Source organism: Stenotrophomonas sp. GQ19 (genome assembly GCF_059758695.1).
In genome coordinates this window covers 150,085-175,426 of sequence record NZ_JCAXES010000008.1, presented here as the reverse complement: position 1 = coordinate 175,426, position 25,342 = coordinate 150,085, and the positions used below count along the sequence as shown (strand labels likewise).

General features: G+C 67.1%; 20 protein-coding genes and 1 tRNA gene. 10 read left to right on the top strand and 11 right to left on the bottom strand.

The features are described from left to right. The first annotated feature begins 154 nt into the window (after positions 1-154). The gene (locus AC6CHL_RS15460) at positions 155-550 is read left to right on the top strand and encodes a DUF2628 domain-containing protein (RefSeq protein WP_128096965.1); all 396 of its coding nucleotides are present in this window, start codon (positions 155-157) and stop codon (positions 548-550) included. Positions 551-1,110: 560 nt separating this feature from the next. Here the strand turns inward: AC6CHL_RS15460 and arcD are convergent. The 3 genes from arcD to AC6CHL_RS15445 all read right to left on the bottom strand — a co-directional run bounded on the left by arcD (position 1,111) and on the right by AC6CHL_RS15445 (position 6,975). Next, the gene (gene arcD / locus AC6CHL_RS15455) at positions 1,111-2,535 is read right to left on the bottom strand and encodes an arginine-ornithine antiporter (RefSeq protein WP_498295204.1); all 1,425 of its coding nucleotides are present in this window, start codon (positions 2,533-2,535) and stop codon (positions 1,111-1,113) included. Between the two features lie 157 nt (positions 2,536-2,692). Then, complete coding sequence (locus AC6CHL_RS15450) at positions 2,693-5,305, bottom strand: methyl-accepting chemotaxis protein (protein WP_498295203.1); 2,613 nt, start codon at positions 5,303-5,305, stop codon at positions 2,693-2,695. A gap of 191 nt (positions 5,306-5,496) precedes the next feature. Further along, positions 5,497-6,975, bottom strand: coding sequence for a SulP family inorganic anion transporter (locus tag AC6CHL_RS15445; protein WP_448134479.1), 1,479 nt, complete (start codon positions 6,973-6,975; stop codon positions 5,497-5,499). 214 nt (positions 6,976-7,189) lie between these two features. Here AC6CHL_RS15445 and AC6CHL_RS15440 point away from each other — a divergent pair, with 214 nt between their 5' ends. Then, entirely contained in the window at positions 7,190-7,513 is a 324-nt protein-coding gene (locus AC6CHL_RS15440; protein WP_498295201.1) for a putative quinol monooxygenase, read from the top strand. A 21-nt stretch (positions 7,514-7,534) separates the two neighbouring features. On the opposite strand, the gene AC6CHL_RS15435 is transcribed toward AC6CHL_RS15440, so the two are convergent. Then, a complete protein-coding gene (locus tag AC6CHL_RS15435) occupies positions 7,535-8,398 on the bottom strand; it encodes a DMT family transporter (RefSeq protein ID WP_448134480.1) in 864 nt (287 codons plus the stop codon). A gap of 117 nt (positions 8,399-8,515) precedes the next feature. On the opposite strand from AC6CHL_RS15435, the gene AC6CHL_RS15430 reads away from it, so the two are divergent. Continuing rightward, positions 8,516-9,898 carry an aminotransferase-like domain-containing protein gene (locus tag AC6CHL_RS15430; protein ID WP_498295199.1) on the top strand — a complete coding sequence of 461 codons (1,383 nt, stop codon included), beginning with the start codon at positions 8,516-8,518 and terminating at the stop codon, positions 9,896-9,898. Between the two features lie 109 nt (positions 9,899-10,007). Further along, the gene (locus tag AC6CHL_RS15425; protein ID WP_498295197.1) at positions 10,008-11,795 is read left to right on the top strand and encodes an EAL domain-containing protein; all 1,788 of its coding nucleotides are present in this window, start codon (positions 10,008-10,010) and stop codon (positions 11,793-11,795) included. On the opposite strand, the gene AC6CHL_RS15420 is transcribed toward AC6CHL_RS15425, so the two are convergent. Then, positions 11,792-12,661 carry a helix-turn-helix transcriptional regulator gene (locus tag AC6CHL_RS15420; protein ID WP_498295195.1) on the bottom strand — a complete coding sequence of 290 codons (870 nt, stop codon included), beginning with the start codon at positions 12,659-12,661 and terminating at the stop codon, positions 11,792-11,794. The two genes, AC6CHL_RS15425 and AC6CHL_RS15420, sit on opposite strands and share 4 nt — an antisense overlap. A 124-nt stretch (positions 12,662-12,785) precedes the next feature. Between AC6CHL_RS15420 and AC6CHL_RS15415 the strand changes: the two genes are divergently transcribed. Beyond that, positions 12,786-14,990 carry a TonB-dependent receptor gene (locus AC6CHL_RS15415; protein WP_498295193.1) on the top strand — a complete coding sequence of 735 codons (2,205 nt, stop codon included), beginning with the start codon at positions 12,786-12,788 and terminating at the stop codon, positions 14,988-14,990. Between the two features lie 109 nt (positions 14,991-15,099). Next, positions 15,100-15,432, top strand: a complete 333-nt coding sequence (locus tag AC6CHL_RS15410) for a hypothetical protein (protein ID WP_498295191.1) — start codon at positions 15,100-15,102, stop codon at positions 15,430-15,432. 57 nt (positions 15,433-15,489) lie between these two features. On the opposite strand, the gene AC6CHL_RS15405 is transcribed toward AC6CHL_RS15410, so the two are convergent. From AC6CHL_RS15405 to AC6CHL_RS15395, 3 genes are all read right to left on the bottom strand, one after another. Beyond that, positions 15,490-16,758 carry a two-component system sensor histidine kinase NtrB gene (locus AC6CHL_RS15405; RefSeq protein WP_448134486.1) on the bottom strand — a complete coding sequence of 423 codons (1,269 nt, stop codon included), beginning with the start codon at positions 16,756-16,758 and terminating at the stop codon, positions 15,490-15,492. A 417-nt stretch (positions 16,759-17,175) separates the two neighbouring features. Continuing rightward, entirely contained in the window at positions 17,176-17,589 is a 414-nt protein-coding gene (locus AC6CHL_RS15400) for a hypothetical protein (RefSeq protein WP_498295189.1), read from the bottom strand. Positions 17,590-17,654: 65 nt separating this feature from the next. Then, positions 17,655-18,980 carry a Fic family protein gene (locus tag AC6CHL_RS15395; protein ID WP_448134488.1) on the bottom strand — a complete coding sequence of 442 codons (1,326 nt, stop codon included), beginning with the start codon at positions 18,978-18,980 and terminating at the stop codon, positions 17,655-17,657. A 183-nt stretch (positions 18,981-19,163) separates the two neighbouring features. Here AC6CHL_RS15395 and AC6CHL_RS15390 point away from each other — a divergent pair, with 183 nt between their 5' ends. The 4 genes from AC6CHL_RS15390 (at position 19,164) to AC6CHL_RS15375 (ending at position 22,719) form a co-directional block, all read left to right on the top strand. Continuing rightward, a complete protein-coding gene (locus AC6CHL_RS15390) occupies positions 19,164-19,736 on the top strand; it encodes a DUF2239 family protein (protein ID WP_498295187.1) in 573 nt (190 codons plus the stop codon). 91 nt (positions 19,737-19,827) lie between these two features. Next, the gene (locus AC6CHL_RS15385) at positions 19,828-21,177 is read left to right on the top strand and encodes an MATE family efflux transporter (RefSeq protein ID WP_498295185.1); all 1,350 of its coding nucleotides are present in this window, start codon (positions 19,828-19,830) and stop codon (positions 21,175-21,177) included. After that, positions 21,167-21,523 (top strand): GIY-YIG nuclease family protein, encoded by a 357-nt coding sequence (locus AC6CHL_RS15380; protein ID WP_498295184.1) that lies wholly within the window; start codon positions 21,167-21,169, stop codon positions 21,521-21,523. The genes AC6CHL_RS15385 and AC6CHL_RS15380 overlap by 11 nt, the downstream gene beginning before the upstream one ends. Before the next feature lie 527 nt (positions 21,524-22,050). Beyond that, positions 22,051-22,719 (top strand): GAD-like domain-containing protein, encoded by a 669-nt coding sequence (locus tag AC6CHL_RS15375; RefSeq protein WP_498295182.1) that lies wholly within the window; start codon positions 22,051-22,053, stop codon positions 22,717-22,719. A gap of 196 nt (positions 22,720-22,915) precedes the next feature. On the opposite strand, the gene AC6CHL_RS15370 is transcribed toward AC6CHL_RS15375, so the two are convergent. The 3 genes from AC6CHL_RS15370 to AC6CHL_RS15360 form a co-directional block, all read right to left on the bottom strand. Beyond that, positions 22,916-22,991: transfer RNA gene (locus AC6CHL_RS15370), tRNA-Ile, on the bottom strand. A gap of 57 nt (positions 22,992-23,048) precedes the next feature. Next, complete coding sequence (gene yjjJ / locus AC6CHL_RS15365) at positions 23,049-24,449, bottom strand: type II toxin-antitoxin system HipA family toxin YjjJ (RefSeq protein ID WP_498295180.1); 1,401 nt, start codon at positions 24,447-24,449, stop codon at positions 23,049-23,051. A gap of 168 nt (positions 24,450-24,617) precedes the next feature. Next, the gene (locus AC6CHL_RS15360; protein WP_498295179.1) at positions 24,618-25,298 is read right to left on the bottom strand and encodes a hypothetical protein; all 681 of its coding nucleotides are present in this window, start codon (positions 25,296-25,298) and stop codon (positions 24,618-24,620) included. Positions 25,299-25,342: the final 44 nt, after the last annotated feature.

The following is a 25,342-nucleotide window of genomic DNA, read 5'->3' as shown; positions in this document are numbered from 1 at the left end:
CCCCACGGCTCCCCGCCGCGCGGAATGCGCACCCTATATCAAATCGATTTCGAATGTGTGACGGCGCCTGCACTACCGGTCAGACGCGCCAAAATACTGGCGCTGGGTCGACGGCCACAGTTATCATGTAAGCGTTTACACACAAACTACGGACATGGACTCCAATACCTCTTCTTCTGCACCGCTCAGCCCGAAGTGGCAGTTCCGCTTCAACTTCTTCAACCAGCATGGCGCCCCGAGTTCGCCGGCCTTCAAGGCCGCGTACAAGCAGCTGCCGTTCGGCGAGAAGATCAAGGTCAACTTCAACTTCTTCGCGCTGTTCTTCAGCTGGATCTACTTCCTGATCCTGGGCATGTGGCGCAAGGCCCTGACCATCCTCGGCCTGTCGATCGTGGTGATGGTGGTGGCTGCCTTCATGCCGAAGGCTGTCGGCAACGGCATCGCCATTGCGTGGTCGCTGCTGATCGCGCTGACCGCCAACTACTCCTACTACCTGGAAAAGGTGAAGGGCGACACCAGCTGGAACCCCTTCGCGGGCATGCGCTGGTAAGCACTGCCCTGACGCGTTGAATCAAAGCCCGGTCGCATGACCGGGCTTTTTTTTGGTTCTTCTCCCATAAGCGGGGCAAGAAGAAACGTGCTTTGACGCTTTCCAAGCGCAGCTGTCGGCGGGTCGGGCGCTGGGGCTCCCTGCCCTTTCCGGCGAATGTCCCCCGGCGTCGGCCTGCGGCCGCCCCCTCCTCCTTTATTTCGCCTCCAAGGGCAGGGAGCCCCAGCGCCCGACCCACCGACAGCCACAAAAAAGCGTGACTTCCCCAACCTGCACCGCAAGCCGAGCCCCTTAGCAGCCGGTAGGCTCCTGGGCAAAATAAAGGAGGAGGCCGCCCCGCGGCCGGGGGACATTTGCACCAGGGGCCTACCGGCTGCTACGGGGCCCTCACGCTCGCGACCGGCCCGATCGGAGACGCCAGCCGCGGCGCCTTGCACACCCGGCCACGCGCGCAGCGTGGTGCTCACTTTGCGACGGCCCTTGCAACAAGACGCTTCCCTCAGGCGTCCGTACCAACCAACGGTTGGTACCTACCGGTTTGGCGCGATGCGGCGCGCGCCTCAGCCCAACGCCAAGTGGCCGTGCCACAGGCCCCACACCGCCGCCAGCGACACCGCCAGCACGCACACCGCGATCACCCGCTCCACCGGGGTGAACACCGGCTGCCCGTGCTGCCGCTTGGCCTGCGCGAACATCAACATGCCCGGTGCATACAACAGCGCCGACAGCAGCACCTGCGTCACCCCGCCGGCATACACCAACCATAGCGCGTACACCGTGGCCAGCACCGCAATCACCAGATCGCGTCGGCGCGGTGCCGAAGGGTCGGCGTACCCTTCACCACGCCAGACCACCAGCACCCCGTAGGCGGCCGAGAACAGGTACGGCACCAGCGCCATCGATGCACCCAGCAGCACCAGGCTGGTATAGGTGCTGGCACTGAACAGCGTGATCAACAGGAACAGCTGGATCAGCCCATTGGTCAGCCACAACGCGTTGGCCGGCACATCGTTGGCGTTCTGCCGGGCCAGGAAGGCCGGCATGGTGCCGTCGCCGGCAGCGGCGTGCAGCACTTCGGCACACAGCAGCACCCAGGCCAGCAACGCACCCAGCACCGACACGACCATGCCGATGATGATCAGGCGCGCGCCCCACGGGCCGACGATGGCCTCCAGCACGAATGCCATCGACGGGTTATGCAGATGCGCCAGCTGCTGCTGGCCCAGCACGCCCATCGACAGCAGGTTGACCAGCATCAACAGCGCCAGCACGCCCAGGAAGCCGATCACCGTGGCCCGGCCGACATCGGCGCGGCGTGCCGCCCGGCGCGAATAGATGCTGGCGCCTTCGATGCCGATGAACACCCACACGGTGATCAGCATCATCCCGCGCAGCTGCCCGCCAAGGCCGCCCAGCGACAGCGTGCCCCAGAAGTCCGCGGTGAAAACCTCCAGCCGGAAGCCGACGGCGGCAATCACCACGAACACCACGATCGGCACCACCTTGGCCACCGTCACCACCGCGTTGATCAGCGCCGCCTGGCCGATCCCGCGCAGGACCATGGCGTGCATGGCCCACAGCAGACCCGACGCGCAGGCGATGGCCTGCCAGGTATTGCCCTCGCCGAAGGCCGGCACGAAGTAGCCCAGCCCGCTGAAGATCAGCACGAAGAAGCTGACGTTGCCCAGCAGCGAGCAGATCCAGTAGCCCCACGCCGACGAAAAGCCGATGTAGTCACCGAAGCCTGCCTTGGCATAGGCGTAGATGCCGGCATCCAGCTGCGGCTTGCGATTGGCCAGGTTCTGGAACACGAACGCCAGCATCAACATGCCCAGGCCGCTGATCGCCCAGCCCAGCAGCGCAGCCCCCGGACCGGCGCTGCGGGCGATGTTCTGCGGCAGCGAGAAGATGCCCGCGCCCACCATCGAGCCCACCACCAGGGCGGTCAGTGCGGCCAGGCCAAGCCGGTTGGACGGCGCAGTCATGCGCACACCGACGACGAGGCCGCGGGGTCACCGGTACATAGCGGGGGGCGTGCAGTGCGTGCCATCCAACGTCCTGTGCGTGGCAGGTGCAGGGGCACCTGCCGTGTTCCAGGCACAGTCTAGCCGAGCGCGCGGCGGGCTCCGCCGCGCGCCGGGATCAGAACGTCTGCCAGTCGTCGCCGGCCAGCGCCGGCGCACGCGGGGCGCCGCGTGCCGCGACGACGGCACGCTTGGCCGGCGGCGCCGCGTGCGGGCGGGACGCAGGGGCCGGGGAGGCACCGGCATCGATACGGAAGATCGCCACGGCGGTGCCCAGGTGCTGGGCCTGCTCTTCCATCGCACGGGCGGCCGCGGTGGCTTCTTCCACCAGCGCGGCGTTCTGCTGGGTGGTTTCGTCCATCTGGGTGATGGTCTGGTTGACCTGCTCGATGCCGGCCGACTGCTCCTTCGACGCCGCCGAGATCTCGGCCATGATGTCGTTGACGCGGCGCACGCCACTGACGATTTCCTGCATGGTGTCCCCGGCGGTGCGCACCAGTGCCGAGCCCTGGGTGACCTGGCTGACCGAGTCGTCGATCAAGGTCTTGATCTCCTTGGCCGCACCGGCCGACCGCTGCGCGAGCGCGCGCACTTCGGAGGCCACCACCGCGAACCCGCGGCCCTGCTCACCGGCGCGGGCCGCTTCAACGGCGGCGTTCAGCGCCAGGATGTTGGTCTGGAAGGCGATGCCGTCGATCACCGAAATGATCTCGGCGATGCGCTTGGACGAGGCCTCGATGCCCGCCATGGTGGTGACCACCTGGCCCACCACCTGCCCGCCCTGCGACGCCACCTCGGCCGCGTTGGCCGCCAGCGTATTGGCCTGCACGGCGTGATCGGTGTTCTGGCGCACGGTGGAGGTCAGTTCCTCCATCGAGGCGGCGGTTTCTTCCAGGCTGGCCGCCTGCTGCTCGGTGCGGCGCGACAGGTCGCTGTTGCCCGAAGCAATCTCGCCGGCGGCCAGGTTGATGCTGGCCGTGGCCTGCTGGATGCGGCCCACGATGTCGGTCAGCTGGGTCACGGTGGTGTCGGCGTCGTCGCGCATCTGCGCGAACACGCCATGGAACTGCCCGTGCATGCGCGCGGTAAGGTCACCGGCGGCGATCGACCGCAGCAGCGCGGAAATCTGCTGCAGGTTGTCGTCGCTGACCTGCATCATGGTGTTGAGGTTTTCGACCATGCCGCGGAAGTCGTGGTCGAAGCGCACCACGTCGCCACGCTGACTGAAATCGCCCAGCGCGGCAGCACCGGCCAGGTCGCGGATCTGGGTGTTGATCGCGCGCAGGTTGGCCTTGGTGGTGTCCATCGCCTCGGTGAAGCGCGCCTGCTCGCCCGGCAGGCGGTCCATATCCTGGGACAGGTCGCCCACCGCGTAACGCTGCATCACTTCCACCAGGCGGCGGGTGACGGCGATGTTCGCGCCAACCAGCTGGTTGGTGTCGCCCACCATCTGCCCGTATTCGCCCGGGAAGGACTGGGCGTCCATGCGGTAGCTGAGCTCACCGGCTTCATGCCGCTGCGCCATTTCGCCCTGGGCGGCCATCACCGCACGCACCTGGCTGCGCATGCGCTGCATCGATTCGAGCAGGCGCCCCACTTCGTCGTTGCGCGGCGGCGGCAGCGCGGTGTCCAGGCGGCCTTCGGCAACATCGGCCGACAGCCGTACCGCTTCGGCCAGCGGACGGATCGCCTGGCGGCGCAGCAGTACGTAGACGCTGGCGCTGAGCACCAGCGCCGCGCCCAGGCCCACGGCCAGGATGATCCACAGCAGCGAACGCGCCTGCGCGGTGATCAGGGCGTGCGGCACCACCACACCCAGGGCGAAGCGCTCCTGGCTGGTGCCGATGCGCAGCGGCACATACGCCTTCACGTTGCCGGCCGCATCCACGCTGAAGTCTTCGTAGGGCTTGTCGGCGCCCACCGCGGCCAGGATCCGGCGGGTGGCGGCATCATCGCGACGCTTGCCGATCTCCTTGGCATCCTGGGCAGCCAGGACGATGCCACCCGGGGAAATCAGTTCGACGTGGCCTTCGCCCATCGGGCGCAGCGCGGCCAGGCGCTCCTGCAGCGCGGCCAGGCCGAAGTCGACGGTGACCGCGCCGAGGAAGGTGTCCTTGTCCAGCACCGGGGTGGACAGGGTGGTCATCAGCACGGGCTTGCCGGCGATCTCGTAGCTGTACGGTTCGGCCACGGTCTGGCGCTTCAAGGAGCGCGGGCGCAGGTACCAGTCGCCATCACCGGGGACGTCGTAGCCCTTCAGCGGATCCTGCTTGGGCGTGCCGTCCTGCCAGGACCAGTAGCTCATGAAACGGCCCGTCGCGTCGTGTGCTTCCGCATCGACGAACTCGCTGTCCTTGCCATCGAAGGCCTGCGGCTCCCACAGCGTGCCCAGCCCCACCCACTCCGGATGCGAGCGCAGCTGCTGTTCGATCACGTGCGAGGCGGTGGCCCGGGTCAAGCCGCCGACCGCGTGCTGCACCACCAGGCTGTCGGCCAGCGCCTGGCTGGTGGAGAACGCGGCGGCCAGGTCGGCACCGACCCGGCGTGATTCGGCATTGGCCTCGCTCTGCATGGTCTGCCGCGAAGAGTCGATCAGCGCCTGGCTGGCTTCGCGGTAGCTGATGGCAGCGGTGATGCCGAAGCAGAGCATGGCGATCAGCGCGGTCCCCAGCATCAGCCGGTTGGCGATGCTTCCGGGGCGCTGGGAAGAGGTCGGGCGGGACGCAGGCATGGGGGCGGTTCCGGGAAAAGGGTCGGATCAGCGGTCGCCTGGGGGCGCCACTACGGCTTCGCGCAGTCCATTGCGGTCCGGGTGGCGCGGTGCAACTCACGGCCAGCCCTTGCCCCGATCGCAGACATCGGGGCATTGAGCTGGATAACGGCGCTGGCGCGCCGATGTTGAGGACCGTTTCCTGACCCCGTTCAGTGTTCGCCGGGGCGCGCGGCCGCTTGGCCGGTCGAACGCCCCACGCGCTCGACCAGGGTCTGGCTGGCCGCGTTGAGCCCGCGCACCTCCACCTCGGCACCATGGGCGCGCAGCTTGTCCACCACCCGCTCCAGCGCCGCCACTGCGCTGAGGTCCCAGAAGTGCGCGTGGGTCAGGTCGATCACCACCCGCCCCGGCACCTGCTGCAGGTCGATACTGGCTGCGAACTGCCCGGCCGAGGCAAAGAACACCTGGCCGCTGACCGTGTACACGCGGGTGCCGTCGGCCAGCACCGTATCGCCCACCTGCAGCAGGCGCCCCACCTTGCGGGCGAAGAACAGCGCCGACAGCAACACCCCGGTCAGAACGCCCTTGGCCAGATCGTGGGTGGCCACGGTCACCACCACGGTGGCGATCATCACCACCGAGGAGCTCTTCGGGTGCTGGCGCAGCTCCTGGAAGGAGCGCCAATGGAACGTGCCGATGCTGACCATCACCATCACCGCCACCAGCGCTGCCATCGGAATCTGCCGCACCCACTCGGCGCCATACACCACCAGCAGCAACAGCAGCACGCCGGCCACCAGGCACGACAGCCGCCCGCGCCCGCCGGACGACACGTTGATCACCGACTGGCCGATCATCGCGCAGCCGCCCATGCCGCCGAACAACCCGGCGGTGATGTTGGCCAGGCCCTGCCCGGCGCACTCGCGGTTGCGCTGGCTGGGCGTGTCGGTCATGTCCTCCACGATCTGCGCGGTCATCATCGACTCCAGCAGGCCCACCACCGCCAGCGTGGCCGACACCGGCAGCAGCAGGCGCAGCGTGTCCCAGGTGAGCGGCACGTCGGGGAACAGGAACACCGGCAGGCTGTCGGGCAGCGCGCCCATGTCGCCCACGGTGCGCACGTCCCAGTGCAGGCCGATCGACAGCGCGGTGAGCACCACGATCGCCACCAGCGGCGAAGGCACCGCGCGCGTCACCCGCGGCAGCAGGTAGATGATGGCAAGCCCGGCCGCGCAGACGGCCCACACGTGCCAGGAGCGCCCGATCAGTTCCGGCATCTGCGCCAGGAAGATCAGGATCGCCAGCGCGTTGACGAACCCGGTGATCACCGAGCGCGACACGAAGCGCATCAGCACGCCCAGCTTCAACGCCCCGGCCAGTACCTGCAGCAGCCCGGCCAGAATGGTGGCCGCCAGCAGGTACTGCAGGCCATGGTCCTTGACCAGGTCCACCATCACCAGCGCCATCGCACCGGTGGCCGCCGAAATCATGCCCGGGCGGCCGCCGGCGATGGCGGTGACCACCGCGATGCAGAACGAGGCATACAGCCCCACCTTGGGGTCGACCCCGGCGATGATCGAAAACGCGATCGCCTCGGGGATCAGGGCCAGCGCGACCACGGTACCGGACAGCAGGTCACCGCGGATATTGCCGAGCCATTGCTGGCGCAGCGGGTAGGACACAGACATGGGCAGACTCCGCGCACCGGCGATACGCACGGCGCGCTGTGTGATGAAGACAGGACACTCCCTGGAACCCGGCAGTGGCACGGGCGCGTGGTGAACGCGGTATCAGGGTGGGGTCATCACAATCCAGCGGGGCGGGCAAAGGCGGCGCGCAGGATAGCGCAGCGGTGGGGCCGGCTCAAACGCCGGTTGACCACCGCCGCGCGCCGCGCGCACGATGCCCGCTGATTCCTCGTGGCAGGTGGCAGGCATGTACGGCTTGATTGGCAGGATGTTGATCGCACCCGGGCAGCGCGACGCGGTCATCGCGATCCTGCAGGAAGGCACCGATGCCATGCCCGGTTGCCGCAGCTACGTGGTGGCCCGCGATCCCACCGATGCCGATGCGCTCTGGATCACCGAGGTGTGGGACAGCCAGGACCACCATCGCGCGTCGCTGGCACTGCCTGCGGTACAGGCCGCGATCGCCAAGGCCCGGCCGCACATCACCGGGTTCGGCGAACGCTTCGAGACCGAGCCGGTGGGTGGCGTGGGTCTTTAGAGCCCTACGCCCGGTCGCAGCTCAGCGGGCAAACCGCCGGGCCCCGGCCACGCAGCTCACCGCACACACGGTGACCGCCAGCATCGTCCAGCTCACCTGTTCGTGCAGCAGCAGGGCGGCCAGGCCCAGCCCGAAGAACGGCTGCAGCAACTGCAGCTGGCCCACCGCGGCGATGCCTCCCTGGGCCAGCCCGCGATACCAGAACATGAAGCCGACCAGCATGCTGAACACCGACACGTAGGCCAGGCTCCACCAGGCCGGCGCGCCGATGGTGGCCAACGTGGGCGGCCAGCGCACCCACATCAGCGGCACCATCAGCGGCAACGCCAGCAGCAGCGCCCAGCTGATCACCTGCCACCCACCCAGCGTGCGCGACAGCCGCGCCCCTTCGGCATAGCCCAGCCCGCACACCACCACCGCCGCCAGCATCAGCAGGTCGCCCTGCAACGACGCAGCACCGCCGCCGAGCAGCGCGTAGCCGGCAACCGAGGCACTGCCCAGCAGCGAAAAACCCCAGAACGCCGGGCGCAGCCGTTCGCCGCCGCGCAGCACGCCGAACACCGCCGTGCTCAGCGGCAGCAGGCCCAGGAACACGATCGAGTGCGCCGAGGACACATGCTGCAGGGCCAACGCGGTGAGCAGCGGGAACCCCACCACCACGCCCAGCGCCACCACCAGCAATGACGCCACCGCGGTGCGTGCCGGGCGCGGTTGGCGCAGCACCAGCAGCATCGCCGCGGCGATCAGGGCGGCGATGCTGGCGCGCGCGGCGGTCAGCAAGGTCGGATCGATGTCGGCGACCGCCACGCGCGTGGCGGGCAGTGAGCCGGCGAAGATCAGTACGCCGATGAATCCGTTGATCCAGCCCCGGGTGGTGGTGTCCATTCTGGTGTTCCTGAGAGTGGCCACCAGTGGACCACGCGGCGCCTGCCGCCCCCAGACACAGTCCAGTACACTTTCACTGAACTGTTATGCCCACACCCCCAGTACGGACCCCGTGGCATGGATCTTCCCCCTACCCGCATCGCCGCCGTGATGGCCAGCGTGCGCGCCCGCATCAACGCCCGCAGCTACGTGCCGGGCATGCGCCTGCCGTCGGTGCGTGCCCAGGCCAAGGCCCTGCAGGTGTCTGTGTCCACGGTGGTGGAAGCGTACGCACGGCTGGTGGCCGAAGGCGTCATCAGCTCACGCCCCGGCGCGGGATTCCACGTCAACGGACCGGTGGCACCGCTGGCGCTGAGCGGCATCGACCCGCCCCGCGACCGCCAGGTCGACCCGCTCTGGCTGGCCCGGCAATCGCTGGAACACGATGCGCGCGTGCTCAAGCCCGGCTGCGGTTGGTTGCCCGAAGACTGGATGTACGTCGAGGGCATTCGCCGTGGCCTGCGCAGCGCGGCCCGCGCATCGGCCACGTCCCTGGCCGACTACGCCAGCCCGTTGGGCCTGCCGCCGCTGCGCCAGCTGCTGGCACGGCGGCTGGCCGGCCAGGGGGTGGACGCAGCACCGGAGCAGATCCTGCTGGCCGAGTCGGGCTCGCATGCCATCGACCTGATCTGCCGCTTCCTGCTGCAGCCCGGCGACACCGTGCTGGTCGATGACCCCTGCTATTTCAATTTCCTGGCCCTGCTCAAGGCCCACCGGGTGCAGGTGGTGGGCATTCCGTACACGCCCAACGGGCCCGACGTGGCGGCGTTCGGTGCGGCGCTGCAGGCGCATTCGCCGCGGCTGTACATCACCAATTCGGGCCTGCACAACCCGACCGGGGCGGTGCTCTCGCCGGTGACCGCACACCGCCTGCTGACGTTGGCCGAAGGCAGCGACCTGGTGATCGTCGAAGACGACCTGTTTGCGGATTTCGAACACAGCCCCGCGCCGCGGCTGGCCGCCTTCGACGGGTTGTCGCGGGTGATCCAGATCGGCAGCTTTTCCAAGACGCTGTCTGCCGCGGTGCGATGCGGTTTCATCGCCGCGCGACCGGAGTGGATCGACGCGCTTGCCGACCTGAAGATCGCCACCAGTTTCGGCGGCGGTCGCCTGGCCGCCGACATCCTGCTCACCGCACTCACCGACAGCGGCTACCGCCGCCACGTGGAGACCGTGCGCACGCGCCTGGCCGCCGCGCGCGACGTCACCCTGGACCGCCTTGCCACGCTCGGCATCCAGCCCTGGATCGTGCCGCAGGCGGGCATGTTGCTGTGGTGCCGTTTGCCCGATGGCCTGGACGCTGCAGCCATCGCGCAGCGCAGCCTGGCCGACGGCGTGGTGCTGGCGCCCGGCAATGCGTTCAGCCCGTCGCTGGGTGCGACCGGCTTCCTGCGTTTCAATGCCGCGCAGGCACAGGACACGCGTGTGTTCGAGGTGCTGGCGCGGGCCATGCGGGGGTGATCCATCGTGAACGCTTCATGCTTGCGCGCCGCAATGCGCTGCACTTCACGGGCGTTGCGCACGCCGCGCGGGATAGTAGCTGCAAGGCAGGGGACGACAGGCGCAGTGCATGTGGGACAGAAGCGACGATAGTGATCGGGTGGCGTTGATCGAAGCCCTGAACGTGATGGACCCGGCGCTGGGGAAATCACTGGACCCGATCACCGAGCTTGCGGCCTTCACCTTCGGCGTTCCAATCGCGCTGATCTCCATTATCGATGCCGACAGCCAGCGCTTCATTTCACGCGTCGGGCTGGCGCTGGATCGCACCGACCGGCATGCCTCGGTGTGCGCCTGGGCGATCCAGTCCGACCAGGTGATGCAGGTGGCCGACCTGCGCGAAGATCCGCGCTTTGCCACCCACCCGTTGGTTACCGGGCCAGAGCAGCTGCGCTTCTATGCCGGCGCACCGTTGGTGACCAAGGCCGGGCTGGCGCTGGGCACGCTGTGCCTGATGGACCGTGCGCCGCGGGTGCTGTCGTCCCTGGAAACCCAGCAACTGCAGACCCTGGCGCGCGTGGTGATGGCGCAGATGGAACTGAAGGTGTCGATGGGCCGCCGCGAGCAGGTCACCGGGCTGCCCAACCGCCAGCAGTTCCAGGCCGATCTGGACCTGCTGACGCGGCGCGGCGACGGCGGACGCTTCACCGCTGTGATGCTGGATGTGTTCGACGTGCACAGCGCCAACGATGCCGGCCAGGCGTTGGGCATGAAGCCGGTGGAAACCCTGCTGCGGCAGGCCGCCCTGCGCGTGCAGCACGTATTGCAGGACCAGGCGGCGGCCTACCACGTGGGCGTGAGCCGCTTCGCGTTCGTGCTCAGCGGCCAGGACCACGCGCAGGTGGACGCGCTGCTCGACCGCCTGCGTGAGCGCCTGCGGCGTCCGTTGCTGGCCGGCAGCATTCCGATGTCGCCGCAGTTCCATGCCGGCGTCTGCGATTTCCAGGCCACGCCGGTGGACACCGGCGATGTGATCCGCAAATGCCTGGTGGCAATGAACCACGCCATCCAGACCGATGCGGGCCGCTGCTGGTATTCGGCAGACCGCGATACACGCCTGCGCCGCCGCTACCGTCTGGCCTCCGACGCGGCGCGCGGCCTGGCGCAGCATCAATTCAACCTGGTCTACCAACCCCGCTTCGCGCTGTGCGACGGCCTGCCCGTAGCCGCCGAAGCGCTGCTGCGCTGGGTGCACCCGATGCTGGGGCCGGTAGGGCCGGGCGAGTTCATTCCCGTGCTGGAGCGCACCGCGCTGATGCCGGCGATGAGCCGCTGGGTGGTGGACCATGCCCTGGCCCAGCTGGCGCGCTGGCAACACACGTTGCCCGGCTTCTGCCTGTCGCTGAACCTGTCGGCGCGTGACTTCGATGATGCCGGCCTGTGGGACATGCTGTCCTCGCAGCTGGCCGCACACCACGTGCCGGCGTCGTTGCTGGAAGTGGAAATCACCGAAGGCGAATGGCTGCAGGGCCACCCGTCGGCGTTGCCGCAACTGCGCGCGATGGCCGCGGCCGGCATCCGCATCGCCATCGACGACTTCGGCAGCGGCTACAGCAACTTCAGTTACCTCAGCGAACTGCCCATTTCGCTGATCAAGATCGATCGCAGCCTGGTCACCGGCATGGCCCAGTCACGCACCGCGCGGCTGAAAGTGGAGGCGATCATCAAGCTGGCCCGGCAACTGGGCTACCGCACGGTGGCCGAAGGCGTGGAGAACGAGGCGGAGCTGTCGCTGCTGCGCCTGTGGGGATGCGACGAAGCACAGGGGTACCACCTGGCCCGGCCGATGCTGGCTGAGGCGGTTGCCCACCTGGTGGCCGCCTGCCGCGCTGGATCGCCTGCCGACGAAGCGGGCTAGCGCCGCCACGCGCTGGGTGCCTGGCCCACCACCCGCCGGAACGCGGCGGCGAACTTGCCCGGGTTGGCGTAGCCCACCGCCAAGGCAATGCCGGTCACCGGCTGCCCGGCCTGCAGCATCTGCTTGGCCGCTTCCATGCGACGCCAGGTGAGGTAGGCGTAGGGCGTCATGCCACTGGCCCGGGTGAAGCCACGGCTGAAGCCGCTTGCATCCCGCGCCACTTCGCGGGCCATGCGGGCCACGCTGATGTCCTCGCCCAGGTGATGTTCGATGAACGCCTGCACGCGCGCCATATCCGCGCGGGGCAACGGGCGTGCCGGTGGGCGACGCGCAGGCAACGGCGCGCCGACACTGGCCAGCCGGCGCAGCACGATGTCCACCCCGTGGTCGAAAAACGCCGTCGAACAGGCGTTCGCCTCGGCGCACTGCCACAACGCATGCAGCACTGCGGCCACCACCGGGTCGGCATGCAGGCGTGCGGCGGCGTGCTCAAGGCCGGCCATCAACGGCGCGGCAGCGTCGGGCCTGAAACGCGGCAAGTCCACCACCAGCCCAAGCAGGTCCAGCGCCGGGCTGCGGTACTCGCCGGGGCAGCCCGGCAAGGCCACGTTGGTGTCGCCCACCCGCCAGCGACCGTCGATGGTTCCCAGCGCGGTGCGCTGGTGGAGCAGGCCACCCCCACCCACCAGCAGCCCGATGCGGACGCCGCTGCCCTCGCCCATGCGTCCCTCGGCAGCGGCAAAGGGCTGGCGGACCAGCAGGACGCTGCCGTCGGCGTTGCGGATACACGCGTCCGGCCGCAGCCCGCCGTCGTCCTCGAGAAGGCGCGGGGGAATGGGTTCGGCGGCAGCGCGCAACGACGACATCGGCAGGGGATCCGGTTCTGGAGCAGTCCGCGCAGGAATGGAGCGGCGGCGGCCAATTGTTACACCATAACATTACCGGATCATTCGCATCGCGGTGCCCGTCACCGCCATCCAGGGGTTCTGTGTGAAGCACGCCGTACTTGCCGCCGCCCTCGCTGCGGCACTCCCGTCCCTGCAGGCCAGCCCTGCCCACGCGCAGGACGCGCCCACCACCGCCAGGGCCACCGAGCTGGACGGCATCGTGGTCACCGGCAGCAAGCGCGATACGCCGTACCTGCGCAGTGACATCTCGGTGACCGTGCTGGACCGCGACGCCCTGCAGCAGGCCAACGTCACCGAGTTCCGCGACCTGGACAAGCTCGCCCCCAACGTGAAGTTCAACGTGATGGGCCAGCTCAGCGACATGTTCATTTCCATCCGCGGCATCGAGTCCAATCCGTTCCTGGTCAACCGGGCCTCGGTCTACATCGACGGCATCCCGTTCCGCGAACTCAGCAACGCGGTGCTCAACCACGTCGAGTCCGTCGAGATTCTGCGCGGGCCACAAGGCACGCTGTACGGTGCCAACAGCGAATCGGGGCTGGTGCTGGTGCGCACGCGCGCGCCGTCGGCCACTACCGAAGGCGAGGTCAACCTGCGTGCCACCCACTTCGGCAATGGCCACGGCACCAGCGTGGATGGCTTTCTGGGCGGTGCACTGGGCAGCAGCAACCGCCTGTTCGGCTCGCTGGCGTTCATGGCCTCCGACGAGGACAGCCACCTGAAGAACCTGACCCCGTTCGACGGCATCGCGGGCAAGGTCAAGGAAACCTACCTGCAGGGCAAGCTGCGTTGGGAACCCACCGACACGCTGTCCATCAACGCCATCGCCTACCACCTGGGCACGCGCGCGCCGGGGATGTTCGAATACGAATACCTGCCGCTGGACGTGGGCCTGTACAACCAACGCTACGCCGACCTGTACAACGGCGGCCGCCACGCCGGCGACTTCACCTACATCAACGACGCGCCCAAGCGCACCAGCAAGACCGAGAACGTGGCCGGTGCCAGCGCGCAGTGGCAGCTGGCGCGCGTCACGGTGGACGCGGCGGTGTCCTACCGCGAGCAGCGCGACACGTCCGGCGGCTACGACTTCGACATGACCCACACCCCGGCGCTGGCCGGCCGCATCCACGACGCCCAGCGCAACTGGAATGGCGAACTGCGCTTCAGCTCGCTCGATGACCAGCCGTTGACCTGGATCGGCGGCGTGTCCACCTACCGGGTGAACAAGGATTCGGTGCTGGGCACGCGGGTCGGGCCACCGCCGCGCGGGCTGGAAAGCTACGTGCTGGCGCCGCTGCAGGGGTCGGACGGGCAGGACTACAGCGTGTTCGGCACGCTCAGCTATACCCCGCCGGCCCTGCCAAAACTTACCGCCAGTCTTGGCCTGCGCTACGAACAGGCCAGACGTTCCACCCGCCAGAGCGCGGGCGAACTGGACCTGGGCCCGGGCGGCCTGGTGTTTTACCGCGACGCCGAACTGTCGCATACCTTCACCGCCACCCTGCCCCGGGTGTCGCTGCGTTACGACGCCTCGGACACGCTGTCGTTCTACGCGGCCTCGGCCAAGGGGTACATTCCCGGCGGCTTCAACCTGGCCGCCGCGCAGAACGACGTGGTCAACGACAAGGTGCTGCGCTACGAATCGGAAATGATGTGGAGCCATGAGGCAGGGTTCAAGATGAACGTGCTGGGCGGGCGCGGGCACATCGGCGGTGCGGTGTTCCAGATCGCGTCCAACAACTGGCAGGAAATCCAGTTGGCCACCGATGCCAACGGTCGCCCGATCTCGTCGGACTACGTGGGCTCGGATGCGTCCATCCGCTCGCGCGGGGTGGAACTGGAAGGCGTGCTGCAGCCCCTGCCCGGGCTGACGCTGACCGCCAACGCCGGCTACGTGGATGCGCAGTACCGCAAACTGCTGGTCGGCGACAACCAGAGCCTGGCCGGCAACAAGGTCAAGCTCACCCCGCAGTACACCGCTTACCTCGCCGCGCGTTACCAGCACCGCTCCGGCGTGTTCGCGCGGGTGGAATCGGCGTTCAACGGGCGCATGGCGCTGGACGAACGCAACCGCGCGTTCCAACCGGCCGTGGCCATCATCGGGGTGCAACTGGGCTACGAGACCGGACCGTGGACCACGCGCGTGTACGTCGACAACCTCACCAACAAGCGCCGCATCAACGGACTCATCTTCGACAACCTGGCCTTCGGCCGCGACGGCAATGTCTACGGGCCGGTGGACCGGCCGCGGATCATCGGTGCAGAGGTGGGCTATCGGTTCTGAATGCACCACGCGGAGAAGCGGTGGCCCGCGTGGCAGCAGCGCGGGAATTCACCGCACCTTGATCGGCACCGGCAGTACCCTCAAGGTGCATCGTCGAGGAACCAAGTGGATGCCCAACACAGGCCTGTTCTACCTGCTGGACGTGATCGGTGACGCCAGCCAGGAGGATCCGCAGGCGCTGAACCGATTGGCGTTCGTGCGTGCGCAATGTCTGCACTGCCACGCCATCCTCAGCCTGTCCGGCCCACCGGGCCTGGTCAACGTGGCCCATGGTGCGGCCGTGCTCACCTGCGACCGGTGCACCAACCGCCAAGCCATTTCCGGCGCGCGCTTCGCCGACTTTGTGCGGCGCGTGCAACATGGCCTGATACCCGCCGCAGCGGAGATCGCCCAGGCGTTGGACGCGGGCGTGGATGCCGCGCACCTGCAGCGCCCCAACTAGGCGCCTACGTACCGCTGGCACCATGCACACCACGGGCCGCTCACGGCGGCCCGGATCTCACGCGCGCAGCGCCCGCGGGAACCCCAGGGTGAAGCGGGCACCCTCGCCCGGTACCGAGTCGATCTCGACGAATCCGTCGGCCTGGCGCACCGCGCCGCGAATCTGGGCCAACCCCAGGCCGGTGCCCGTGCCGGCCGGCTTGGTGGTGAAGTAGGCTTCGAACAGGCGCTTGCGCACCTCCGGCGCGATGCCCGGCCCGTCGTCCTGCACGCTCAACACGATGTACGCGCCCGGCGCATGCGGCTCGTCCACGGGCACCTCATCCACCTGCCGCTCGCCCAGCATCAGGGTGACCTCGCCGCGCTCGCCACAGGCATCGCGCGCGTTGATGACCAGGTTCATCACCGCCCGTTCCAGGCTGTGCGGGTCTGCCTGGACCAGTGCATGTGAGACCTGCGGGTGGTAGGCCAGCGCAATGTGGGCGCCGGCGGCCTGCTGCAGCAGCGGCAACAGCTCCTCCATCATCCGCGCCACGTCCACCAATTGCGGCCGATAAGGGTGGTGGCGGGCGAACCCCAGCAACCGCTGCGACATCGCCGCGCCCTGCTGCACCGCCCGGTCGGCCATCTGCAGCAGGCTGGCATCGCGCTCCACCAGCTCCCCGTGCGTGCGCACCATCTCGATGGCGGTACCGGCCACGTGCAGCACGTTGTTGAGGTCGTGCACCGTGCCGGCCAGCAGCTGCCCGACCGCGTCGCCCTTCTGTGCCTGCGCGGCCACGGTCTCGGCCACGCGCTGGGCAACCCGTGCGATGTCCAGCTCCCCCTGCAGCTCACTGCTGCGCTGCTGGGCGGTGGCCAACTGTTCGTTGAGCTCCTCGGTGAACACCGTCCCCACCATCGACGGGGCGTGGTCGCGCAACGCGGCGGTGAGGGTGCGCAGCGCGGCCTCGGCGCGATGCCGGGCGGTGACATCGCGGTTGACCGCGAGCAGCCCGCGCACCGCGCCCTGCGCGTCGCGCAGCGGGCTGGTGGACACCAGCCAGAACCGGTGCTCGCCGGCGGGCGTCAGGCATTGGGCCTCGAACTGGCGGCGCTCGCCGCGCGCGGCAGCGGCCAGGGCATCGGCCACCTTGTGACCCTCCTCGGGCGGCCACAGCGACGCCCACGGCGCGCCGATCACATGCTCGGCATTCTCCGCCGCCACCCGGGCCAGCCCGTGGGCGTTGACGAACCTGACCGTGCCGTCCAGTGAGACTTCCTTGATGGAGTCCAAGGACAGTTCGACGATCTGGTGAAAAACATCATCCATCTGGGGGATGGTCATGGACGCGGCGCTCGACGATAGGGGGCCATTCTGCACCCATCCGGGGCGCGCCGCGCTGGGCCGTCGGTGGCCGGGCACGGGCGAAGCCCCACCGCCCCCCCGCACCCGGCCACGACAACGTACGTGGGCGCCGCCAGATGTGCCATGCTCCGCCCCACAACCACCGGAGAACACTGCAATGGCCAAGGGTATGGACAAGCAGAAAGAGCAGAAGAAGAAGCCTGCCAAGACTGCCAAGGAAAAGAAGGCAGAGAAGAATGAAAAGAAGAGCGCACGCGGTTTCGCGCCGACCTGATTCTTCGGGAAACCAGCGGGCGCCATGGGTGGGGCAGTGCATCTGCAACGTGCACTGACCAGCCCTGGCGCCCGCTTCCGTCTGGTCGCCTGGACGGGCGCAGTGCCCCCGGCAGGCGGTGCTTACGGCAACAGCGCAACGATCAGCTTCGGCAGGTAGAGCATCGCGGCCACCACGGCCGCCAGGATCAGGAACGTCTTCAGGGTCAATGGCCGGTGCCGAGGGTTCGCGAAATGCAGCTGCAGGTCAAGCAGCTCCGCGTCCAGCGTGCGTTGCTCGTCTGCGGTCCGCGCAGAAGCATCTCCGGCCTGCTTTTCAAGCAGGCGGTAGCGCGCCATCAATGCACGGGCGGGCGTTCTGCGCAGGATCTGCGCCCGTAACGCCACCAGACGCTCCGCCTGGGGCATCAGTGCCGGCGCGAACTGCTCGGCCGGTGCCTGCCGAGCCGCAAGGCGTGCAGCATGGGCCGCCATCTCCGCCTGAAGGACGTCGTGCTCGATGCGAAGCTCGGCCAGGGATTTCCTGCGCAGGTTCATTGCCTATTCCCGTTATCGGCGCTGCAGCCCACTTGCCTCACCACGGACGTGCGTCGCCTGATCTTCTATTGAAGAAGCATCGCCATGGCAGGGACCGCGACAAATTCATGCGCGCGCCCCACCCGGTGCCGCTCCAGAAGACCTGCTTCCACGAGTGCAGTCAGATCGGACAGGGCCGTCGGATAGGAGATCTGATGCGCGCCTTGATGCGTTGCCACGGTATAGGCCCTGTCGGGGTCCCGGATTGCATTGGCAAGAAGCGCCCGTTGGCGATGGTTGAGCTCGATGCCCGCAACCTGTGCCTCACGCAGCACACGCCTTGCCCGACGATCCTGTTCGTTCTTTCGAATGATGTAGGCGTGCAGCGCCGCGATCGACTCCAGAATCACATCCAGCTGTTGAGCAATGAAGTACGTCATATCCGCATCATCGTGCTCGGCGTAGAGGTAGGCGCGCATGTACTTGCCGGGTGATTTCTTGAGAACGCTCGAGATCGACAGGTACTCGGTCAGCCAGTACCCGGCATTCATCATTGCCCAGTAGAAAAGCACGCGCGCAGTTCGTCCGTTGCCGTCGCAGAACGGATGGTCGTACCCGAGCTGAAAGTGGATGGCGATTGCCTTGATCACCGGGTGAACGAAGGGCTCTTCATCTTTGCCGTTGGCAAAATCACACAGCGCCTGGAGCCTGTCGCGCACCTCGATTGCCGGCGGCGGCGTATGTAGAACCCTGTCTGTACTCCGATCAAAGATCAGCACGTTGTCTTCGGCAGTTCTGAGCTTCCCACAATCATCTTCCGACTCCAGCGTCCCTGCGGTAAGCATGGCGTGCAGCTCAAGAATCTCGTCAACGGTGAACGCCCGCTTTCCTCGCTCCCGAATGACCTTCATCGTGACGTGGTTGTTGTAGATCATCCTCTCGCTTTGATCGCGAGGCTGCCTGCCCGTGCTCAGCATCTCTTTAGCAACCACGCGTGTGGTCGCCGCACCTTCCAGCTGGGAGGACGTCATCGACTCTTCGATCAACGAGCGGATCAGGAAGCGGCCCTGCCCTCCTGAACGCTCCATTCCCTGGATCGCGCCGGCGGCCTCTCGATCGATGTAGTGCAGGCTCTTCTGCAGACTGTCGGTGACTGAAACACTGAACGGCACGCCGTACTTGTCCCGCAAGGGCAACGGCCGCTTCAGGCCAAGGCGAGCGAACTTGATGGAGGCCCACCACGTCCGGGAAGTGAGACCCTCTGGAGGCGTTTTGTGCCGGAGTGTGTCCCAGTGGATGTACTCACCCTTCAAATCTGGCTGGGAGGCACCCGTGGCCAACCACTGCAGAAGGCTAGGCGCATCCTGCTCCATGATTTCATTCAGCTTGGGTGGATCGACAGGGATCTTCATGGCAAGGAACTATAAAGTCTAGTGAAGTTTTATAGCAAATTTGGTCGTGGACCGGGTGTGCTGGGCGCCTGAGCAGATCCGAAGCTTGCACCTGCGGTCCGCGCGTACGGCCCCTTCCGGTGAGTAGCATAAATTTACCCGGGTGTTATTGACGGCAGCGTTTTACCCGGGCAATATTACGGCATGGACCACGCCACGCCCACCACCTATACCGCCTTCGTAGAGACGCGCCGCCTCATCTGCGGCCCTTTGCACGAGGTAGCTGCGGCCGTACTGCGCGCGCAGCAGACGCAGCCCGACACGCACCCGCTGGTCTTGAACGATGCCACCGGCCAGACGGTGGATCTGGATCTGCGCGGCGGCGAGGATGGGGTTGCAGCACGCTACACCGTGGTGGTGCCGCCCCAACCTCCCAAAGGACGTGGCCGGCCCAAACTCGGTGTCGTAGCGCGGGAAGTGACGCTTCTGCCGGAGCACTGGGACTGGCTCGCGGCGCAGCCGGGCGGCGCCTCGGTGGCCTTGCGCAAACTCGTACACGACGCGCGGCGCCAAGGCGGTGCCCACGACCGCGCACGCCAGGCGCGCGACCGTGCCTACAACGCAATGTCCACGCTGGCCGGCGACCTGCCCGGCTTCGAGGAAGCATCGCGGGCACTGTTCGCCGGCGACCACGAGCGGCTGATGGCGCTGATGCTCGGCTGGCCGCACGACGTGCGGGCGTACGTCATGCAGCTCGCTGAGCCTGCACCCGCCTAAGCCGGGCCTTTTTCCTTTTCTTTCCAACCCGCGCGCGGCCTCGGGCCGCTGCGCTGTGGGACCCCGCATGCCCGTTTGCCAGGAAGGCCGCATGAACGTGTCTGACGCACCCCCTCCCACCGCACCGGCGCCGACGCTGCGTGCGCGCTATCTCGCATTGCTGGCGCCGTTGATCCTGACCCACGCGATGCAAAGCGCGGGCGGGCTGCTTGATGGCTTCTGGCTCGGACGCCTGCTGGGCGTGCGCGGCATCGCGACGGCGGCATCGTTCTTTCCGGTGTTCTTCCTGCTGCTGTCGCTGATCATCGGCCTGGGTGCCGGTGCCACCGTTCTGGCGGGCCAGGCAATGGGGGCGGGCGATGCCACGCAACTGCGGCGCGTGGCAGCGACGGCCTGGGCGGCAGCGCTTGGTGTCGGGCTTGCGGTCGCACTGGCTGGCGCGTGGTGTGCGCCGTGGTTGATGCAAGCGCTGGGCACCCCGCCGGACATCCTGCCCGCCGCGATCGACTATGCGCGCGTCATGCTGTTGGTGATGCCCTGCGTGTTTGTCACGTGGGCTGGCATGTCGCTGAGTCGCGGCACCGGCGATGCGACCTCGCCGATGTGGTCTCTGTTGGCGGCTACGTTGGTGGGTGCGGTGTGCACGCCGCTGCTGGTGGCCTACTCATCGCTGGGCGCGACCGGCGTCGCCGTATCCGCACTCTTCGCACAGGGTGCTGCGCTGGCCGTGTTGATGCATTGCTGGCGGCGCAACGGCCATCCGCTAGCCCCTCGCGCGGGCTGGCAGCACTGCAGGCCCAGTGCAGCCGTTGCCAAACGCATGCTGCAGATCGGACTGCCTGCCGCCCTGCAGATGCTGGCAATGGCGCTTGCCGAAATAGTGCTGCTGAGCCTGGTGAACCGTCACGGCTCAACCGCGACCGCCGCCTACGGCGCAGCGACGCAGGTGCTGAGCTGGGTGCAGTTCCCCGCGATGAGCCTGGGTATTGCCGCCGCCATCTTCAGCGCGCATGCCGTCGGCGCGGGACGACGGGAACGTCTGCCGGCCATCGTGGCTACGGGACTGCGCGTGAACGCCATGGTCACCCCGCTGTTCGTGGTTGCCGCGCACCTGCTCGCGCCGTTGGCGCTGTGCGTCTTCCTGGAACCCGGGCCCGTCCTGGAACTGTCGGTCACCATCGTGCGCACGTTGGCCTGGAGCGTGCTGCTGCTCGGATGGAGCAACGTCCTGGTGGGCGCGATGCGCGCGAGCGGTGCGGCGCTGATCCCGGCGCTCCTGAGCATGGCCGCGATCCTTTGCGTCGAGTTGCCGGTCGCTGCGGCGCTGGAAGAGCGCTTCGGCCTGGCAGGCCTGTTCTGGGCCGTTCCTGCCGCATTCCTGACCATGCTGGTGCTGCATGGCCTCTACTACCGTCACAAGGAAAGAAGCGATGGACGCTGACAACACACCGGTGTCGCGCGCGGCACGACGGGCGGCCGCACGCCAAGCGCGCGACGCCTTCCCGCCCATGGGCATCTATGCCATCCGTGATCGCGAAAGTGGCCACCTCCTACTGGGCGCAAGCCGCAACGTTCACGCCTCGCTGAATCGCGCTCGCTTTGAACTGCTGATGGGCAAGCACACGGACCGTGTGCTGCAAGCCGCGTGGAATCGTGGCGGCGCGGATGGACTTCACTTCGACGTGCTGGAACTGTTGAAGGAGCGGGAGAATGCAGACGTCGACTACGAGGGCGAGCTGAAGGCGCTGGAGCAGTTCTATCGCGAACTGCATGGGCTGACGCCATGAGTCTGGGCGGTTTGCGCGTGTATGGGCATTCATTGGAGCGCACCGACCAGGTGCGCGCGCTCGTCAACGAATGCAGCCCCACCACCGTGCGCAACCGCTCGCACATTACGGGGATAAGTCGCGCCAGATGCTGTTTCGCTTCTGGCTGCTGCCAAACAGCACAAGGGTCCGCGACCACCCCATTTTCGCTGTTCGACTGACTTCATAAATCCCGTAATGATGAGTAGGAGCTTTCCGAATCAACCGTCGGCGCGATCCGCATCACGCGCACCTTGAACTAGCGGGTTTGGCAAAGGCATTGCGCGCACGCAAGCGGCGCCAGGGTGATGGGAACCGAACGCCTGATGGCTGCCCAAGCGGATGCCGAGCAAAGCGTTACCGTGCTTCAGTACGCAGAAGCTGCCAGCGTCCAAGTACAAGGAAATGGATCGGCAGTTGAAGGGGCAGGAGCAAGGGCTCAATGATATGGAGCGTTGAGGAGTACCTTGGGGCGCGGACTGGAGCGTTGCAGATGATCAAGATGCTCGATGAAGATTTCGAATACTTCTATGAAAAAAAAGGGATTCGGACCGGCGGTTGACGCTCAGCCGGTGCCGACATCCAAGTTGGACCACTACAGGGGGAAAGTGCCAGATAGGCTGCTGGAGTATTGGGAGGCGTACGGCTTCGCAGGTTACGGCGGCGGCCGATTCTGGATGACCGATCCGGATGATTACTCCGAGGTACTCAATGCCTGGCTCTACGGAACCGAGTTCTACGGAACAGACACCTACTACGTCATCGGCCGTAGCGCGTTCGGTGATCTGACGCTATGGGGGACAAAGACCGGCCCCAGCCTTACCATCGATTGTCCGTGGGCAATGCTCTTTCCGGACGATAACTCTTCGTGGATAAGTGAAGGGAAAGGGGACTTTTTGATTTCAACGTGGCTGTCCGGGATGCAGTCCGACAGCCTGGATCAAACTGATGAGAGGGAGGTACCTCTCTTTGATCGAGCAAAGAAGCTTCTTGGCCCGCTGGCCCACGACGAAATGTATGGCTTCGTCCCCGCACTAGCTGTAGGCGGGTCGTGCCGCCTCGATCACTTGAAAAAGGTCAACGCCGTCGAGCACCTGATGTTCCTGGCCCAGCTTGGAGAACGCAGAATCATGGTGGACATCGTGAAAGAAGCGAAGGACCGGGGGCTTTGGAAGTGACGGCTGTCGCGTGATGTTAGACCGACCTGGCGCGGCTAACCATGGCCGCGAAGCCGCCGCCATTGAGCGGCGGTCGATAGCTACGTCAGGATGCAATGAGCATCACCCAACGCGCTTCGCTTCCGGACTTGGAGGGGCCCTAGAACGGCCAACCTATGCTCTTCGCCCGCACATGTGGCAACACGGGATGTTGAAGTGGTGGGCCCACCAGGATTCGAACCTGGAACCAAAGGATTATGAGTCCTCTGCTCTAACCGTTGAGCTATAGGCCCCCGCAGCTGCACAGTGTAGTGGAGCCCCCTGCACGCTTTCCACTACACACCCAAGCATCATCCAAAACGCTGCCCCATCGCCTGCACCCGGCGGGCATTCTCCGCCGCCAGGTCGCGCAGTTCGGCCGAACGCAGCAGCGCCGAGCCCGCCACGCGCTGCCAGTAGTCCACCGCCAGCGGTGCCGCCCAGTGCAGGTGCGCAAGCTGGCCACTGCGCTCCGGGGCGACGGATGCCAGCGGCGTGGGCGCGCGCACGACCCCGGTGCGCGAAGGCGCCAGTGACATCGGCAGCATGTCGTAGACCGGTGCCAGCGCCAGCGGGCCGCGATCCACCAGGTGGAAACCCAGATTGCCCTGGTGCATGTCGCTGTTGCCGATGAGCCGGCCGAACGCGTGCAGCCTGCCCATGGTGGCCTGCGCGTCGCGATCGACCCAGCCCTGCGCCCGCAACGCGTCGCCGGCCGCTCCCCAGTCCAGGGTCACATCGCCAACGAAGGCCGATGACAACGCCAGCAACGAGACGAAACCACGCCGACCGAGCACGTCAACGGTGCGGTCGAAGCGCTGCACCTCCAGGAAGGTGTGCGTGTCGGTCTGGAGGACCTCTGAAGCGGCTGCCTGCATACCGGCGTCGCGCAGGCACTGCAGGGCCAGGTGCTCGCAGACCAGCAGATCGGCCCAGCGCTCTGCGGCTTGCCCTGCGGTGGGCTGCGCGAACTTGACCAGCGCGGCGTAGCGGCCGCCGTCATGCTCGACCGTCGCGGTGAACTTCGGTTGCTCGCCACCGGGCGACGAGCCGACGTCTTCGCCTTCCAGCGCTGCCGCGGCACGCTCGGGATAGCGGCGTGCACGCTCCCCTGCTGGAACCCGGTCACCGGGCGCGTCCAGCCCGCGCAGCGCCATCTGCACCGCATCGCCTCCGAGCAGGAGATCACCGATTTCAGTTCCGCCTGCACGGACGAGTGCCTGCAGGGTATCGGCCAGCTGCCATCGATTGAGGTCGTCGGGAACGCCCAGATCCCGGCCGCGACGATGCGCGAAGGTGCGACCGAGGAAGCCCTGCGGGCGCAGGTCGTCCAGGTACCACGGCAGCCCCGGGAAGTGGCCGTCGACGGTCTCGTCTGGCGAACGGGTCAGATTGGGGCGTGCGGCGGTGGTCGCCACGTGGAAGGTCTCGCCCGTGAGTGCCACGACCGTGCCCAGTTCTTCCAGGGTGGCGTCCGGCCCCAGCCGGAACAGCGGCCACTCGCTGCCCGCGGCGGTCTGCTGGCGGACGGCATAGGCCGTGGTGCGGGTGCGGCCAAGTCGCACCACGCGGTCCCCGGCCTCGGCGACAAGACGACTCAACGTTGTCCGGGTAACCCCCAGGCGATCGACGAGATCGGCAGCTGGTACGACCTCGCCGGCAGGCAGGTTGTCGAACAGCGTCTGGAGCTGGACGGTACGGGGACGGGCCATGGCCTGAGTTTCGGGACGAATTAAGTTACGAATCTATACGCCAATCTTCGGCGAATCGCAACCTCACGCCACCCATAATCCATTGATTAAAATAGCATCGCGCCGAATAGCATTGAGAGAACACCCGCAATTAAGTTACGAAACGCGCAACGAAATCACGCGTTCCGTCTAGCGATTCCCCAGGCCCTCGATCATTCGCTCCATCCGCTGCGCCGCCGCCCGGCTCGAGTACACACCCCCCGGGCTGGCGCTGCCGATCGCGCACTGTCCGTTGTCGGTGACCACCAGCTTCGCCCCCTGCAGCGAGGCCCGCGTTGCGCATGGTTCCTCGCCCAGGAACAGCTCATCGCCCGTCGGCTCGGCGCTGCCGATCAGCGTGCCCTCGCCTTTGCCGCTCGATGGCAGCATGCGCAGATGCAGCGTGTCGCCCTTGGCTAGGATCTCCAGCACGCGCCCGGCGCTGCCGTCCCACTGACCCAGCCAGCTGCTGAAGTCGGTGTCGGCCATGTGGCCGGTCTTCATGACGCGCTGTTCCGGCGCCCAGCCCACCACCGCTTTGCCAGGTGGCAGGACCTGCACGCAGTAGTAGTTGTTCCAGCGGCTGCCGATCACCAGGCTGCTGCCCGGTTCGACCTCATCACCGCTGTGGCATCCGTCCTGCGGCGTGTCCAGGCAGCCGGCGCGCTCACCCATCAGCTCAACGTTGCCGGCATCCACGACGCGGCCGACCGTGAGGTCGGGCTGGGTCTGGAAGAAATCAGCTGCGTTGCAGGCAGGCTGCTGCGGCTCCGCAGCCAGCGCGGCGAAGGGGCACAGAGCAAGGACAAGCAAGGCTTTTTTCATCGTCATTCCATTGATCCACAGGTGTAAAGCGACGCGCATCCTACCGTATC